Genomic DNA, 17,468 nt, shown 5'->3' with positions numbered 1-17,468 from the left:
TTTAAATTGAATTTATTTTAATGGCTGCTTCTGGTTCTATTACCCTCAAAGACATAGGTACCTGCCATTTTTTACTATGAATGGAGCCTTCATATGCGTCTATATCAACATACAATTGTTCTTGACGTCTTTGTTGATTAGCCCTATTGGTTGCCCTATTAAATACTAAATCTGTTTGGTTGTCTAATTCCTCTTCTCGGTTCTTCCATTCATTTAGAGCCTCTGAAAGCCATACTTTAATTTGGTGTAAATTTTCTACTTTAAGTAGATTTTGAATTAGAGAGTCGAATGAATCCAATTTGGTTTTCTTTAATTCAAAATAGCTCATCAATTCATAAATAAGTTCATTGATATCACCATCCGTCAAATTATTAATGGTATTAGCTGTATTTCTATTTGTAAATTCATTTTGAGTGTGTCTTATCATTGTAGCTAAGTATAAACCTAAATAACGTTCAATTGCTTTTTTTGTAAAAGGTGTGATTGAGATAGGTTCTACGTAACTGTACATCTTTTCATGAAACTCAATGAATTTTTCATAATGAGAAATGTCTCTTGCCCTAAATGGGTGATGTACCGTAAGTACCAGACCGTAGTCATTTCTTGCCACACGGCTACTAGCCTGAATATATTCTGCTGTATTTCTTGGCATCGAGTTCATAATAATAGTATTGAACCTAGAAACATCAATTCCCACGGAAATCATATTGGTTGCTACTACGAATTCTGGTGGGACTTTTCCTCGAGTCTTAGACTCATTTTCTATGTGAGCAAATCTATTTTCCGGTTTCCATTCAGATTCAACATTCTTTAATTCATTTTTCACCTCTTCACCGGACAGTCTACCTGTTAATTCAGCTTCTTGTATTGGCCCATATGTATAAAGAGCATGCATTAATTTTTGAGGTCTTAGCACACGATTAAACACCTTCCTAAATTCTTTTAAAATATAAGTTTGTACTTGAGATTGTGTTTTTCCAACCTCTTTTAAGCTATTGAAATAAGATATGATTGTGTGATAATAATTCATAGCATTAGTGAATTTCTTATCATACTCTTCAAAATTAATAGGATGATGATTCCCAAGTCCTTTCAATTCAAAAATCACTCTATGGGTCATTAATATTGCTGATAAACGCATTTGCATCCAAATTTGAGTCCTCCCAGTCGGTAGAACACCTACATATTTTCTTTTAGCTATATATTCAGGTTGTACATTCTTATCACCGATAAATCTCCTTTTATAGAAGGCAAAAAAGGAATCGTCACATTCAACACCAGGTTTTGGAAATAAGTTAACCTCCCTACCAAACAAAGCAGCAATCTGAAGTTGTGTATTTCGTGTAGTAGCTGTTGAAGATATTATTTTGGGGCGAGTGCCATCTTCCCTTGTACATAATTGGTCTACAGCAGCTTCAAATAATGAAACTGCTGAACCCAAAGGTCCTAAAAGAAGATGTAACTCATCTTGAATAATTAAATCTGGCGGCAAATACCCGTCTTGCGGTTTCCCTTGTTCCCAATTTCCTATTCCAAATAATCTTCTGGAGTCTTTACTTCTCCCTTTTTCGTTGCCATCAACTTTATGTGCTAACTGTGCAAATTTATCTACCGTTCCAAATAATAGACTTGGTGGATGTTGAAAAATGGTTTCATCACAGAGATTGACAGGTATAGCTTTATACGGTATTTTTTCACTAAAAACATCATTTTTCCCAGGAGTAAATGAACACTTATTATTATCACAATAAATATTTGCTTTACCATTATTAAATATGTCATTTTTATCACTTACAATGACACCGTTCGGAATAGGTCTTAATTTTGAATTACACCACGGACAATTTGTAAAAGGAATTTTATTTTTTTTGCCTTCTTTTAATTTTTGAAGTTCTTCTAATAACCCTTCCATAGAATTGGGTAATGAATTATCACCAACCCATAAACCGATAGAAATAGGTTCTAATCCTAATTGATTCTCATCCCATCTTCGTAATAGTTCCAATGCCATAATCACAAGTGTAGCACGTTGAAACTGTTGCATGGTTAGGAGTCGTAAAGTGTATCGCATTATTGCAGCAACACCACCACCTTCTTCTTTGTGTAGTTTTCGTCTATTAATAATCGTTAATGCAATGAGACCAAGATAAGCTTCTGTTTTACCCCCACCTGTTGGAAACCAGACCAAATCTACCCATTCATTTCTGGCAGTCCATTGATCATCATTTTCTGGTTTAAAAATACCATCCAAATTTAAAAGAATAAATGCGAGCTGAAATGCTCTCCAACCAGCGGACTCCGTTTTAGAAAACAATCTATCATCAGCTTTTTTGTAAAAGTCTAAATTGAATCCACTGAAATTATTTTCTGCCATCAAGCTCCCTATTTCGCCATTCTTCACTTTCTCTGAATGAAACAACTGCATAAACATAGCAGCATTCATTAAACGAAAAGAATTTAGATTTTCAACGTTGCTTTCTCCTTTTAGTAAGCTCTCAATGTTTTTCTTCATTCGGATATAATCCTTATGACACTTATTCAGTTCTTGATTTGCAATGTCTTCATATTCGCTTTGATATTTCGAATTCCTTCTTTTTTGTTGAATCCATTTCCCATAAGAATCAACAAACTCTAATAAGCCTGAAACAACCTCTTGATTTTCGGCATTAGAAAATGTTGAAAGCCATTTAAACTCCTGCGGTTTAGGATTTTCTAAAAATGGAGGAGAAGTGAACTCTCCGTTACTTTTTTTAATTGGCTCTTTGTTTTTATTTCTTGGCACAGGTTCTATATCAGGCGTCTCACAGGCAGGTAAATATTCTGTTTCAACACGAACTTTAGTGTTCTGTTTTTTCCAATTTACTGAACAGCCGTGACCTATTGCATAATCCTCAAACTGGTGATATATAAACTTAGTAGTTGTATCCTCGTTAAATTGATTATCCTCGTCTTTCTTATATTCGTAATTTGTATATGGAATGATATTTTTACTTTCAGAAGTTATTTTTACACCAAAAAAAGCTTTGTTATTCACTTTTTCTGTGGCAACTGAGTAATATCTTTTACCTTTTGGATCTACTTTGAAGGGGGTACTATCATTGATTAGTTGAATTTTTACAAATACCTTATTGTTAGATTTTCTAGAATCTCTACTTAATTGAATATTTGCAGATAAAGAGGCGTACTCTTCATCGTCTAAAGAAATTTTGAACAGATGCTCTAAACTATCTGAAATTGTGTTATCACTTCTTTTTATTTCAATATTTTCACTGTAGTCTCTTGATTTATAAGCTAAGTAAGTTTTTTTTGTTTTATTTGATTCAAAATTAATATTAGATATCTTTACTTCAGCCTTTAAGTTTTCTGAAGCCCAAATAGTATTTCGATATAAATTGATAAGATCTTTAATGTGGTTCTTATAATTTTCTAGTAATTCTACTTTTTGAGAGGCTTCATAGAGTTTCTTTCTTGTTTCTGAATTGTCTGTTTTGTTTTTTAACTCAGAAAAGATTGTTTGTGTTAAGCTGCTTAAGTTGGGGGGTGTAAAATTCAAAGTGCCATTAATAAAGGCTTTAACATCTTTTTCAAAGATTTCTTTTGCTTTATTCTGGTCAATCAATCGTAAAATTTGATTTATTTCTTTTGTATCTTCATTAGAAAGTTTGTGGATTGCTTTTATACATTTATTTACACCATAATCTACAATATTAATATATTTAGATAAATTATTGTTAATTAGAAACATACTAAACAGATCAGGATTTACTTCACATAAAACACCAACATTGAGTAATTTATCTTTTTTTATTTTTTGGTAATAGCGAGCACTAATGTTGAAACTCATATTGCCGTCTTCCACAAACTTTTCTTTCATGCAAAACGTAAGCCCCATTGCTTGAGGAAACATTTGATTCAGTTCTAAAGTATCACTACCATCTACATTACCTAAATCATCTTTTAAATTGTCAACGTCTTTTTCTTCTTCTTCATTGTCATTACCGTTTTCATCATCATTTGCATCTATTTGTGCTCCAACTACCGCTGAATCACTCTTGTCTTTTGGAAATAAGATACCCGTACTATATAGAGCAGCAGGCATTGTGTTTAAGATTTCAAATTCATTATTTATTGGAAATTCAATTTTAAGATCTTTATCTGCATTACAAGTTGCCTCTAGGTTTACAAAACGGTATCCACTAATTCCTGGCCCAAGCGTCTGTTCTCTAATAAAGCGTTCTAATTCTTCTCTTTTATTGAATATCTGACTCATTCCTCTCTTTTTTCTATGTTTCTAATTTCTTTAAAAGATAGCTCAGGTTTAATTAGCTCTATTAATGTAATTATACCCTCAAAAGCTTTTTCTTCATCAATTCCTAATTCATCCAAATTATGATTGTTTTTGTAGTAGTCTATTTTTGGAATTAATATTTGATTAGCATTTGCTCCTTCATCAAAGCAACCATCATTAAAAAGGTCTTTTAATAGTTTGCTATATATACGAGTTGCATTTCTCCTTCCATTAATATTCCGGTTCTTTATGGTGTATATTATTCTTAAGTAGGTTGTTGGTAATCCTAAATATTTACAAACCACCTTGAATGCTTTATTTCCCCTAGGAGTTAAAGATGATGAATAAGGATTTATCCAAGTACTTTCAAAATGACCTTGGGAAACCATATCTAAATTATTTTTAATAAAAATAGTTTTCAAATCGTTGTATATAATTTCCGAACCTGAGATGGCTGCTTTTCTTGCTAATAATATTTTCCATAAACGGCCTGCACTTTCTTCTCCCAAATCAAGCTGTTTTCGAATTATATTTAAATCGTTTTCTTGTTGCTTAGTATCTATAAGCTTTTCTGCTGGGTTGAACTCTTCTATTAATTCATCAAGTTTTTGGACAAACACTCTATCTTCTTCATTTTCTAAGTTTTCAAATATCCATTTTATCGACTGAATTCTTTTTTGTTTACTATCTCCCTCATAATAAATATGTAATTCTGAAGGATTACATGTATTATGTCTGTTATTGATAAAACTGATTCTATAGGTAATTCTATTGTGAGAACTAGAATAATCGCTTTCCAAGTCCCATGAAATATCTATAGTTTTTTCGGGTTTAATCTCCTGTATTTTTTCTTTAAGTCTATTCCAGTTAAAATGATTCACTCTTATGGGATGATCTAGCATTTTATAATAATCTCTTGCTAGATTAAATTTCGACCATTTGAAATTTTTCTTAAAGAATAACGCAGGAAAAAAGCACTTCATTAAAGTGTTTTTTGGAATTGATATTTCATTAACATTGGGATAGAAATGATTGTTAAAATTCCCTTGGTCTCTATAGGAAAGAATAATGATATAATTAGAAGTGTTTTCTTCTAAGTTATCCCAACTTATAAACATTCTATTAGACCTTAAGTTGATTGATTTTTTAATTAAATCAAGAAAATCCTCATTTTTAAGGATGAAATCATCTAAAACAATTTTAGTATCATCTGTGATATTATTCTTTATATGAGATTTCAAATCTGTATTAATTATTAAGTCTAACACATTACTTAATAGGTCTTTCAATTTTAGAATATCTTCATTTGGTAAACTAAATATTTCTTGTTTAGTATCTTCAGTTATTAAGCTGCGATTTGTATTGGATGAAAAAATATGGGTTAAGATATAATCTTTAATTTTTTGATTAATACATAGCGAAAATATATTCATTATCTTGATTGACCGCAGTTCATATAAATCATTTATTTTCGTTTCAATGTAAAAATCTTCCCAAAAGGTTGAATTTGCAGGTTCTAAAAAATTAATTTCTGGTTTATCATCGTGTTCTTGTCCTACTAAATATGCAAATTCTTCACTTTTTATTATATAGCTTGATTGATTAGGTATGTAGTATCTTTCTTTTAGTCTGTTTACTTTGGTTTTTATTGAATTTAAATTTTCTTTATTTGAAAATGTTACAAGTAGAAAAAAACTAAATTTTGTTCCGTGATGCTCATTTAGATTTGTTAATCGTTGAAAATTGAACGGAGTGAATCGCTGCACAAGATTCTCACAATCAAACAAAACAATATTTTTAATTATTTGTAGTAATGGAGTGTTGTCTATTCTTAATGTTCGAACATCATTAAATTCATTTGTATTGTACAATACAAATGAATTTAAATCAGTTAAATTATTTTTTCCTGCAGGTAAATAAACGGGATTGTACTCATAAAACTTGTTAAGAGAATTATGTTGATTTACCTTTAGGTTTATTAGAGTTTCAGGTGATAAGGATGATGAAGCGTTTAGTGACTTATAAATAGTCAAAGCCTTCTTATTTCGTTCCCTTTTCTCCTTAGTTTCTTTATTTTTCTTATTAATCCTTGTCTTATCCGCTCTTGTCGCCATATAATCTGGCGTCAATAATCTAAGGTCTCTAGATATACAGTTTTCTAAGTTGTCTATTCTGCCTGTAAGTATTGGATTAGGTTTCCCTAAATTCTCATTTTCATGTCTAAACCAAAAGAAGTAATTCCATAAAAACTCTACTATTAATGTTTTTTCTTCTTCATCAATTGTTCTTTCAAAATGAATATTTAAGGGTTTAAGTTCGACTTGATTAGTTCTAGTTTCCTCCAAAATACAATATATATATTGAAGTAATTTCCTGTAATTTTCTTTAATATCTGAATTTAATTTTTTAAAAACTACTTCAAAAAGATTTGGATTTTTTGAATCAAGAAATCTACTTAAATCTTCATTTATATGTTTATTGAAAGTTTCCATTACTTCACAATGTTGATTTCAAGATTTAGAATAGCACGGGTTATCCCAACAAAAAGTTCATATTTATTAATTTCTGAAGGCTCTGAAACGACTATGAATACGTTCTTTTTTTCAAGTCCTTTATATTTTAAAATAGAGGTGTATCGCAATTTATTTGTCGTTCCTCTTAAGTTTTGTTCATTTAATCCTTCTACGTCTTTTATTATAAGTAATTCCCTTAAATCTTCATCACCTCTATAATTTCCTTGTAAAAAAGTAGATTCAATTAGTATAATACAATCTTTACCTATTAAAGAAGAGTCTGTTTCTCGAATAGGAGTTAGGATGTTTTTGACAATATGTTTTTTTACTTTTTTTAGAGAATTATGTTTGTTGATTTTAATGTTTGGAAATAATTCTTCAAATTGTTCGTTTAGAATAATAGAAGGGTTTTCTAATATCTCAGATGAAAGTTTCCTTATATTTGGGTTTTGTGCACTTCTTTTTACTTCGTTAATTTTAAAGTGACTGTAATATTCGGTGAGTAAATCTGCAATTTCAGAAACGTTTCTTCCGCAATTGGCATAACTTTGATCAAAATCATAGAGTATGAGTGAATTCCCATTCTTTAAACCCTGGCCTTTGAAACCTGAAAACTTATTTATAAACAAATCCAAACCACGATCAAATAAATCTTGAGCTTCATCAATTACTATGAAATCATATGGTGTAAGTTTGTCTTCAAGTTCTAATCTTTGAATTGTGCCTTTAACCATTTCATAAAACTCATCTTCTGTCATTGAACTTAAGAACTTAAAATCATGAGAAGGATTCAATTTTTGAAAAAATCTAAAAAAGGTTGTTACTTCAATATTGCAAGTAAGATTCCTTTCTCTTAAGATTGATTGAGTATAGTGCATCAGAAGATTATTCCAACACAAATAAATCCCATTTTTGTTGTGTTGTTTGTCAATAAAAGCTTTAGCAATGGTAGTCTTACCCGAACCTGGAGGTCCTTCAATCATTATCCTAGGATTTTTATATAAACCTTCTAGAATCTCTATGTTTTGTATGCCTAACCATTCAAGAGTATTAATTGTGTTTAACTTATTCCTATCACTTATTATAGGACTGAGTATATTTTTTATTGCTACATACTCTTTAAGTGACAACTCGTTGTAGTTTCTAAAGTGCTTTTTATGCTTGTTTTTTGAATATTCAATAGCGTTTATGAGAAATTTTTCAATTGAATTATCGAAAGATGATGCTTTATATTTTGACCAAAGTAAATTTGAATCAATCAGTTTTGATTCGAAAGGATAGTCAACATGGGGGAAAACTACAGTTTCACAAAAAAAGCAGTTCTTAAAATTATTTAGAATATTATCTTTTAAGGTGTATTTATAGCCTTCCGCTTGTTTAAAGGGGTTTTGTTTCATAGAAGAGTTAAAGTTTCTTCCGTAATAAAACATATTGTTTTTAGTGGAAATTAATCCCCCTTTCACTTCCAATATTAAAAGTCCATATTTACAAAGGACTAAAAAGTCTATTTGTGCACTTGTTTTATTGTAATAATTAAAATTATCTGAATGTTCTGGTAATTTTAAATCATGCCAAACATCCCACTCTAATTCACTTTTACCTAGATCATCCCAGAGTTTTCTATAAATATCAATTTCACCATGGAGAGGAGAACCATTTTCCTTAACGATTATAGTTTCTAAAGCATCAATCGGGTTATTAGGATGAAATGTAACAGGCATAATTATTTATTATTTGCAACTGAGGAAATCTTATTGATTGCATATAGAGCAAAAACCTGTTTTAAAGGAACATTATTTTTATTTAAAAATATCGTTTTTTGATTTTGATAAAACTTTTGTCCTTCTATTTCCATATCATTAATTATATTTCCCACTTCTTCGATTAATATTGTTGGTTCTAGATAACATCCTTCAGAGTTCTGTTTTTCATACATTTCTTGTAAAATTTTGCCGTTTGCTATTTTATTTGTAAAACTATCATTGATTCTATGTATAAAATCTTTTCCTTTAGGAATACCTTTAAGACATTGTTCTAGTTCTTTAAATTTATTATCACAAAAATTATAAGTTGGGAAACCTTTACCATTCCCGTATTGAACAGAAGTTATCCATTTTGAAATTTTTTTCTCATTTTTTTCAATGTTATAATTGGAAAGAGTAACTGTGATATTTCCATCCTTGAACGCATGTCTTCGAAACCTTGACCCCCTATTTCTTTTTGGAGGATGGAGATACTCTTTAAGCTTGAAAGAGTTTAGATTATTAACACCTTTTAAGTTTGGTTTTTTTTCTACTAACGGTTGGTTAATATTGTCTACATCTAACTGTCTTCTCAACTCTTTTGCAAACGCTCTAGCTACCGTTGGACATACTGCATTGCCTATTAACCTCCATTTAACTGATTCACTACCTATAAATTGGTAAGTTATTGGAAAGCTCATTATACAAGCAGCTTCTCTAACAGTTGGGGTTCTAAACTCTCCGTTTCCCTTTCTTGATAATTCAGATTTATAAATAATAGCTTCTCTTGAAGTTCCGATTTTAGTTGCAGTAATTGTTCTACTAGGCCTATTCAAATTCTCCGGGAAAGACATTTTTCCCATATATGGATGATTTATTTTAAGAAATTTTGATTGTTTCCATTCACATTGATAAAGGCCTGTATCATAATAATGATCCGTTAATAGTGACTGGTCTAATTTTAAGCCTAAATAGCTTGGGTCTTGTACAATATTAGATTTCTGTTTAGAAAAAGGTTGAGGTATTCGATTTTTAATTTCCTCGACTGTAACCCACTTCTTTTTTGATATTGCATTCTTTCCGTGTGTTTTAGGAGGAATTATTAATTTTTTACATTTAATAATCTCACCACTAATAGCTCTTTTTCTTGACTGTGGGCTTCCATAATCTGCAGAATTTACTATTAATTGATTGCCTTCTAGTTTTATTGCTACTTTCGTTTTTCCAATTTTGTTTTTTGCAGCCCATTCAGCTAAACCTAAGTCCTCAAAAGTATACTCAAGTCCAAGATGTTTTATTGAACTTGGAACATTTTCCATGAACCAAGCCTTAAGTTTTGAATTTTTTTTCCATTTTTTTAATGCTACTATTTTTAAAAATATCTGGGTTAAGGTAATACCCGTTGATTTATCTGCCTTACCTGAAATATTAGAGGAAGAAAATGTTACACAGGGAGGGCTTCCAATGATTACATCAGTGTCCGGTAGTTTTTCAATTTCTTCAATTGAATATTGAAAATCCAGAATGTTTTTTATTTCACTATCACAATCAAAATTGTGGTTAAAAGTTTCTATTGCCGGTTTCCAATTATCATATCCTCGAATTATTTTAAAGCCTTGTTGCCTAAACCCTTCCGAAAAACCACCTGCACCGCAAAAAAAATCAATCACGGTTAAGTTATTCATTTTTTAATTTTTTAAATTCAAAATACTTTTCAGATAAAAAATTTGTCAAGAATACACGCTTTAGTAATACTAAAAATTAAAATCTTTAATGATTTTAATTTTTGAAATCTTTTAAATCTGTTTAATTCTCTAGATTTTAATTACTTTCGAAAATCTATTATTTTATCTTTAATAATTGGTCTAATTTACCACTTAATCCACAAACCAAAAAAGGTTTTCCGTAAAGCGATCTAAATTTTTAAAAGCCTATAAATCCTGGCTATTCCCATATAAAAAACTAATAAATCATATGCTTCCGGCTTTCTAAGCTTTCACTTATATTTGGTATAAAAATTATTGAATTATGAAAATTGTTATCTCACCTGCCAAAAGCCTTGATTACGAATCTAAATTACCAACCACCCGGGGCACACAGCCCGCTTTTTTGGAAACTACTGCCAAACTAAACCGCAAGATGAGTAGAATGACCAAAAATGAGATTTCAAAATTAATGAGCATCAGCGATAAGCTGGCCGATCTTAATTATACCCGCTACCAGGATTTTAAAGAAGAACACAATAAAAAGAATTCCCGCCCGGCCGTCTATGCCTTTAACGGCGATGTGTATGCCGGCCTGGATGCCTATAGCATTCCTACCGAAAAGTTAGACCAATTGCAGGATAGCCTGCGCATCCTTTCCGGACTTTACGGAATATTAAAACCGCTAGACCTTATTCAGCCATATCGTTTGGAAATGGGAACATCGGTAGGTATTGAACGTAAAGATAGCCTTTATGAAGTTTGGCAGTCTAAAATCACCGAACTGCTAAATAAAGAAATGGAAGCAGAGGAGCTTTTTATAAACCTGGCCAGTAATGAGTATTTTAAAGCCATAGACACCAAAAAATTAAAGGCTGAAGTAATTTCACCGGTATTTAAAGATTTTAAAAACGGAAAATTAAAAATCATTAGTTTCTACGCCAAAAAAGCCAGAGGGGCCATGGTACGTTATATCATAGATAAAGACGTTCACAACCTGGAAGAACTTAAAGGTTTTGATTATATGGATTACCGATTTAGCGAAGAACATACTGCAAAAGAAAACGAGCCGGTGTTTATTAGGTAATTTCTTCAGATTTTCAGTGAGCAGTCTCAGTGGGCGGTAGTATTTAATCGTCATCACGAGCGAATGCTGAGTGCGGCCATCTTTTGTTTTAATTCCCCTGTCATTTCGAGTTTCCGACGCGAGTCGGCAGTATCGGGAAATGCTTGGTAGATAAGAGTTAAAAGTTAATAGTTAACAGGGAAAGAGGTTAGAGAAAAGAATAAAGAGGCAGAAGTCATGGAATTTTAAACCCATAACTGACTAAGACTACAGTCTAACAACTACCGTCTAGAGGGGGTGAAAGTTAAAGGTTAAAAGTTAAAAGTGAATAGGTAAGAGAATAGTTAAAAGAATAAAGAGGCAGAAGTCATGGAATTTTAAACCTATACCTGCCTAAGACTACAGTCTAATAACTACCGTTTAGAGGGGGAGTTAAAAGGTTAATAGGGAATAGGGATGAGGGATTAGGGAAAGAGGCAGAAGTCAGAGAATTTTTAAACCTATACCTGCCTAAGACTACAGTCTAACAACTACCGTCTAGAGGGGAGTTAAAAGTGAATAGTTAATAGGGAAAGAGGTAAGAGAATAGAGAAAGGAATAAAGAGGAAAAAGTCAGGAGAACAACAAACCCCAAACAACAAACTCCAAAACAAAAAAACACGAATCCCAATGTTTCATCACACTCATCCTTTTAAACCATTTATACCAAAAAATGCTACAAAACTAATTGTAGGTACCTTGCCGCCACCGCGTTTTACCAAAGGCGAATTAAAAGAAGGCGACGTAAATTTTTGTTACGGAAGTCGCGACGGACTCTTATGGATTGTGCTTGATGTTATCTTTGAGTTGGGCCTTAAATTTGAAACTACAGAAGCGGCTATAAAGCAACGCAAAGACTTTCTTAAAAGGAGAGGGATTGGAATTTGCGATATGGTGGAAAGCAGTAGAAGGGAGAAGATAGATGCTTCAGATCTTGGAATGCAAGAAGTGGAACTTCGAAATATTACTGAAATTCTACAACAAAACCCCAAAATTGATACTTTGCTTTTTACAGGTGGAAATTCTAAAAATGGTCCGGAATATTTCTTTAGAAGGCATTTAAAGCAGATTGAAAGTGATATCAAATTAAAACTAATTTCTAATGAGGTACCCAGGGTACATCAATTTGTGCTGGATGGGCGACTTATAAAAACTGTATCCCTAACTGCTCCTTCGGGTTCGGCAAATCGTGCCATTGGAAGTATGGAGCTTTACAAGCAATTAAAACAAAAAGATAGGGATTTTAATACCATAGATTTTAGGGTAATGCAGTATAGAGAGTGGTTTTGAATTTTACGACTTTAACGTCATGCAAAACTTGTTTCAGCATCTAGCATTTTTAAAAATGTAAACTTGATTTCAATTTTGAACCCGAAATAAATTCGGAGTGACGAATAAATAAACATAATATAAAAGAAAGCTAAATAAAAATAAAAACCCTGAATTAAAAGTTACACTCTTAATTCAGGGTTTCCAGACGTAGTCAACTTACAACTACTGTAATTTTTTCTTTTCCTGTTCGGCCATTGTGGTTGGTTTTACCTTAAATTTTTTACGTTTAGGGCGTAACCTTCCATGCGTGCCTATGGCAATTTTTCCTCGTTTGGTTTTTTTGTCTCCTCGTCCCATAAATTTATTTTTTGTTTTGTTGGTCTTTTATGGTTTTTTCGTCAAAATCTACCTCGTTGGTCTGCTTATCCGTTTTTCCGGTTGGGTTGGTTGGATTTGTCTGATCTTTTTTCCTTTTTCTCTTGCTATCTTCAATTGGTCCTCCCATAATCTTTCATTTTTAGATTCACCTCTAATTTACGAATTGAGGCTCTAAAAATCTGCTAAGACCTTGTTAGAATTAGGTTAAACCGGACGAATACTTTTAATAAAATCGGCAATATTAGCTTTTCCGTGAGCGTTGAGGTGTTTTATAAATGCGGAGCCAATAATGGCACCTTTGGCAAACTCGGTAGCCTGATTAAAGCTTTCTTCGTCACTAATTCCAAAACCTACAATTTGTGGGTTTTGCAATTTCATTGCCGAGATTCTTTTAAAATAATCCCTGGTTTCTCTGCTAAAGCCCGAGGTAGAACCGGTAACACTTGCGGTACTTACCATATAAATAAATCCGTTGGAAACCGAATCTATAAATCTTATACGCTCTTCTGAAGTTTGTGGGGTAATCAGGAATATATTTTGAAGTCCGTTTTCTTCGAAAATTTGTTTATACTCCTCATTGTAAACATCAACCGGAAGATCAGGGATTATAAGTCCGTCTATTCCGGTTTCGGCACATTTTTTACAAAATTTTTCAACGCCATATTGCAGAATAGGATTAAAATAGCCCATAATTACCAGGGGAATTTCCACTGAACCCCTAATTCCTTTTAGTTGGTCAAAAAGTTTATTGGTAGTCATGCCATTTTGTAAGGCTTTTGTAGAACTTTCCTGAATAGTAGGCCCATCGGCCAGGGGGTCGCTAAACGGTAAGCCAATTTCAATAAAATCTACCCCGTTTTTTTCTAAATCCTGAATAATGGAAACCGTGTCTTCATGCTCGGGGTAACCGGCGGTAAAATAGATGGAAAGCATCTTATGTGCTTCCTGAAGTTTTTTATTTATTCTATTCATTTTCAATTATCTTATATATCGTTATGCTGAATTTATTTCAGAATCTAACTCGTTTTCTTTTTTTCTTGCCACGAATACACTAATATGTTCTTTCTCATTGTAATGGCAGCGCACAAGGCAATCTTTATTTTACGTCATTCTGAATTCATTTCAGAATCTAACTTGTTTTCTTTTTTCGCCACGAAAGCACTAATATGTTCTTTCTTATTGTAATGGCAGCGCATAAGGCAATCTTTATTTTTACGTCATTCTGAATTTATTTCAGAATCTAACTCGTTTTCTTTTTTCGCCACTACTGCACTAATATGTTTTTCCCATGGTAAGGGTAGCGCACAAGGCAATCTTTATTTTACGTCATTCTGAATTTATTTCAGAATCTAACTATTTAAGATTTTGCAATAATCGAAAAATTAGAAACTGAAATAAGTTCAGGTTGACGGTAACTCATATTTTGTTTTAAAACTTTCATTATAATTCCCCGTTTGGGAATAGAGAGCTTTCTACAAGTCAAAATAATCAATATACGTACTCAAATCTTTATCCCCACGGCCCGAAAGATTAATCACTACAACATCGTCTTCTTTAAATTTACGATCTTCAAAAATTGCCAGGGCGTGAGATGTTTCAATAGCCGGAATAATTCCTTCCAGTTTGGCCAATTCCCGGCCGGCATCCATCGCTGCCTTATCGGTTATCGAAATAAATTCTCCGCGGCCACTTCTAAATAAATGGGCATGCATAGGGCCCACACCGGGATAATCGAGTCCGGCAGAAATAGAATAGGGTTCGGTTATTTGACCATCTTCGGTTTGCATCAATAGCGTTTTACTGCCGTGAATAATACCTTCTTTTCCCAAAGCCGAAGTTGCGGCACTTTCGCCACTTTGTATGCCTTTTCCAGCAGCTTCAACCGCAATAATCCCAACATCGGGATTATCCAGGTAATGAAAATAGGCTCCGGCAGCGTTACTTCCGCCACCTACGCAGGCCACCACATAATCTGGGTTTTCGCGATTTTCTTTTTCTTTTAGCTGAACTTTTATTTCTTCAGAAATCACTGCCTGGAATCTTGCTACCATATCGGGATAGGGGTGGGGGCCAACCACAGAACCAATAATATAATGCGTGTCTAAAGGGTTATTGATCCAGTCCCTTATCGCTTCGTTGGTAGCATCTTTTAGGGTTCGGCTTCCCGATTTTGCCGGAACAATTTTAGCACCCAGCATTTTCATTCTGGCTACATTGGGAGCCTGGCGTTCAATATCAATTTCGCCCATATAAACAACGCATTCAATGCCCATAAGTGCACAAACAGTAGCAGTAGCCACACCGTGTTGCCCGGCACCGGTCTCAGCAATTATTCGGTTTTTTCCAAGGCGTTTTGCCATTAAAATCTGGCCTACCGTATTATTTACCTTGTGGGCACCTGTATGGCAAAGGTCTTCGCGTTTCAAATAGATTTTTGTCCCGTATTTTTTACTGAAGCGCTCTGCATAATACAAAGGCGTTGGTCTCCCTACATAATCCCGAAGCAAATCTTTAAATTCTTTCTGAAAAGATTCTTCTTTCATAATATCCAGGTACTGCGAACGCAATTCCTCTACATTTGGATAGAGCATTTCTGGAATAAAAGCTCCTCCAAAATCGCCGTAATATCCTTTTTCGTTAGCCTGATAGCTCATTTTATTTTTTTTATTTGTGTGCCGCAAGTGCACTTATTTTTATAATGTTTGCAATATCCTGAACCTGGAACCTGAAACAAGTTCAGGTTGACTGTCAATTTTTAATTTTTCTTACGAGGGCAGCGCCCTTCAAAGTTTTTAATATTTTCTTTCGTCATCCTGAACCTGTCCGTTTGTTCAGACGGGTTTATTTTAGAGCCTGCCGATTCTTTATCGGGGATCTAAGTTATTTTAATTCAAATCCAAACTGATAAACCAAAACAGATAACAGATAACCGACAACTCAAAACTGTTTTCTAAATTCTTTCAGTTTTTCGGCATTTTTTAAACCTGCTTTTTCTTCAAATTTACTATTTACATCTATGGCATACAGCAAATTTTCCTTTCCATTCTCTTTAAAATATGCCTGTAGTTCATTAATAGCTTCCACCTCTTCCGGGCCAATACCACCACTTAAAAAAAAGGGATTTTTTGAAGGATATTCTTTTAAAACCTCCCAATTAAAGGTAATTCCGTTGCCGCCTTTATTCTTTCCTTTGGTGTCAAATAGAAAATAATCAACCACAGTTTCGTAAGCTTCTAAAAGGCCAAAATCAAAATCGTCTTTTACCGAAAAAACCTTTATAATCTCTACCTCGGTTTCAACTAACAGGGTTTTTAATTCGGCACAGAAAGTATCGCTTTCTTCCCCGTGAAGCTGAATGGCATTTAAATCGTGCTCCTTTATTTTTTGCAGGATAATATTGATGTCTTCATTAACAAATACCCCTGTTCTTTTTATTTCCCGGGATATTTCGGGGATGCTGTCCTCGAAATACCTGGGTGTTTTTTTATAAAAAATAAATCCCATGTAATCAGGTTGAAGTTTCGCAACTTCACTGATGTTTTCGGGATGCTTCATCCCACAAATTTTCAGTTTTAAGTTCTTCATTTTATTAGATTTTAACCACCTCCCCTTGCGGGTACTCCTCCTTAGAAGGAGAAAACCAGACTTTAGAGATAGCCAACTATTTTATTCTTTGGTCAATTTTCTCACAAACTCAGCGGCAGCTTTACCTGGGTTTTCTGTTTTCATAAAATTTTCACCTATTAAAAAGCCTTTATACCCATATTCTTTCAAATCTTTTATCGAGTCAACCGAGCTGATGCCGCTTTCTGAAACTTTTACAAAATCTTCGGGAATTTTTGCAGCAAGCTGCTTGCTTGTATCTATATTTACTTCAAAAGTCTTTAAATTCCGGTTATTTACCCCCAGCATATCTATATTTGGCATAATAGATTTTTGTAACTCTTCTTCGTCGTGAACTTCAAGTAAAACATCTAAACCAATGCTTTTTGCAAATTCTGAAAGCAATTTTACCTGTTCGCGGTCCAGTACTGCGGCAATTAATAAAATAACATCGGCGCCGTGTGCTTTTGCTTCTAATAATTGATATTCATCAATTATAAACTCTTTTCGCAATAGTGGCATTTGTACCGATGCGCGTGCATAGAGCAAATCGTCTAAAGAACCGCCAAAATATTTGCCATCGGTCAATACCGACATTCCTGAAATTCCTGCATTCTCATAGCCTGTGGCAACATCCTGCACATTTAGATTTTGGTTAATTACCGACTTTGAGGGGGAGCGCCTTTTATGTTCGGCAATAATACCGGTATTACTGCTTCGTAATTTTTCGGCTAGAGAAATTGTTTCCTTATTGAAAAGCGCCGATTGTTCCAATTGTGAAACGGGCACTACCAGTTTTTTTAATACTAATTCTTTATGCTTGTCGGCTATTATTTTATCTAAAATGTTCATTTTTTCAAATAA

12 protein-coding genes are annotated in these 17,468 nt (G+C 33.1%); 2 read left to right on the top strand and 10 right to left on the bottom strand.

Features of this window, described 5'->3' with window-relative positions; genetic code table 11:
- Position 1 precedes the first annotated feature (1 nt).
- The 4 genes from GUB10_RS08600 to GUB10_RS08585 are packed head-to-tail and all read right to left on the bottom strand — an operon-like array spanning position 2 to position 10,228.
- Positions 2 to 4,270: a helicase-related protein gene (locus tag GUB10_RS08600; RefSeq protein WP_193711028.1), complete on the bottom strand. Its 4,269-nt coding sequence runs from the start codon at positions 4,268 to 4,270 to the stop codon at positions 2 to 4.
- Positions 4,267 to 6,780 carry a hypothetical protein gene (locus GUB10_RS08595; protein WP_193711027.1) on the bottom strand — a complete coding sequence of 838 codons (2,514 nt, stop codon included), beginning with the start codon at positions 6,778 to 6,780 and terminating at the stop codon, positions 4,267 to 4,269. The genes GUB10_RS08600 and GUB10_RS08595 overlap by 4 nt, the downstream gene beginning before the upstream one ends.
- Entirely contained in the window at positions 6,780 to 8,522 is a 1,743-nt protein-coding gene (locus tag GUB10_RS08590; RefSeq protein ID WP_193711026.1) for a nuclease-related domain-containing DEAD/DEAH box helicase, read from the bottom strand. The genes GUB10_RS08595 and GUB10_RS08590 overlap by 1 nt, the downstream gene beginning before the upstream one ends.
- Before the next feature lie 2 nt (positions 8,523 to 8,524).
- Positions 8,525 to 10,228, bottom strand: a complete 1,704-nt coding sequence (locus GUB10_RS08585; RefSeq protein WP_193711025.1) for a DNA cytosine methyltransferase — start codon at positions 10,226 to 10,228, stop codon at positions 8,525 to 8,527.
- Between the two features lie 343 nt (positions 10,229 to 10,571).
- On the opposite strand from GUB10_RS08585, the gene yaaA reads away from it, so the two are divergent.
- Both yaaA and GUB10_RS08575 read left to right on the top strand, forming a co-directional pair.
- Positions 10,572 to 11,333 carry a peroxide stress protein YaaA gene (gene yaaA, locus GUB10_RS08580; RefSeq protein ID WP_193711024.1) on the top strand — a complete coding sequence of 254 codons (762 nt, stop codon included), beginning with the start codon at positions 10,572 to 10,574 and terminating at the stop codon, positions 11,331 to 11,333.
- A gap of 648 nt (positions 11,334 to 11,981) precedes the next feature.
- Positions 11,982 to 12,641 (top strand): uracil-DNA glycosylase family protein, encoded by a 660-nt coding sequence (locus GUB10_RS08575; protein WP_193711023.1) that lies wholly within the window; start codon positions 11,982 to 11,984, stop codon positions 12,639 to 12,641.
- 204 nt (positions 12,642 to 12,845) lie between these two features.
- On the opposite strand, the gene GUB10_RS08570 is transcribed toward GUB10_RS08575, so the two are convergent.
- The 6 genes from GUB10_RS08570 to trpC all read right to left on the bottom strand — a co-directional run bounded on the left by GUB10_RS08570 (position 12,846) and on the right by trpC (position 17,456).
- A complete protein-coding gene (locus GUB10_RS08570; RefSeq protein WP_193711022.1) occupies positions 12,846 to 12,980 on the bottom strand; it encodes a 30S ribosomal protein THX in 135 nt (44 codons plus the stop codon).
- Positions 12,981 to 12,984: 4 nt separating this feature from the next.
- The gene (locus GUB10_RS08565; RefSeq protein ID WP_193711021.1) at positions 12,985 to 13,128 is read right to left on the bottom strand and encodes a hypothetical protein; all 144 of its coding nucleotides are present in this window, start codon (positions 13,126 to 13,128) and stop codon (positions 12,985 to 12,987) included.
- Between the two features lie 77 nt (positions 13,129 to 13,205).
- Complete coding sequence (gene trpA / locus GUB10_RS08560) at positions 13,206 to 13,973, bottom strand: tryptophan synthase subunit alpha (protein WP_193711020.1); 768 nt, start codon at positions 13,971 to 13,973, stop codon at positions 13,206 to 13,208.
- A gap of 500 nt (positions 13,974 to 14,473) precedes the next feature.
- Complete coding sequence (trpB, locus tag GUB10_RS08555; RefSeq protein ID WP_193711019.1) at positions 14,474 to 15,655, bottom strand: tryptophan synthase subunit beta; 1,182 nt, start codon at positions 15,653 to 15,655, stop codon at positions 14,474 to 14,476.
- A 283-nt stretch (positions 15,656 to 15,938) separates the two neighbouring features.
- On the bottom strand, positions 15,939 to 16,586 hold the full coding sequence (locus tag GUB10_RS08550) for a phosphoribosylanthranilate isomerase (RefSeq protein ID WP_227740353.1): 648 nt from the start codon (positions 16,584 to 16,586) through the stop codon (positions 15,939 to 15,941).
- A gap of 81 nt (positions 16,587 to 16,667) precedes the next feature.
- A complete protein-coding gene (gene trpC, locus GUB10_RS08545; protein ID WP_193711247.1) occupies positions 16,668 to 17,456 on the bottom strand; it encodes an indole-3-glycerol phosphate synthase TrpC in 789 nt (262 codons plus the stop codon).
- Positions 17,457 to 17,468 lie beyond the last annotated feature (12 nt).

Source organism: Salegentibacter sp. BLCTC (assembly GCF_015143665.1).
GTDB classification, from domain to species: domain Bacteria; phylum Bacteroidota; class Bacteroidia; order Flavobacteriales; family Flavobacteriaceae; genus Salegentibacter; species Salegentibacter maritimus.
This window is presented reverse-complemented; position numbering and strand designations above follow the sequence as displayed.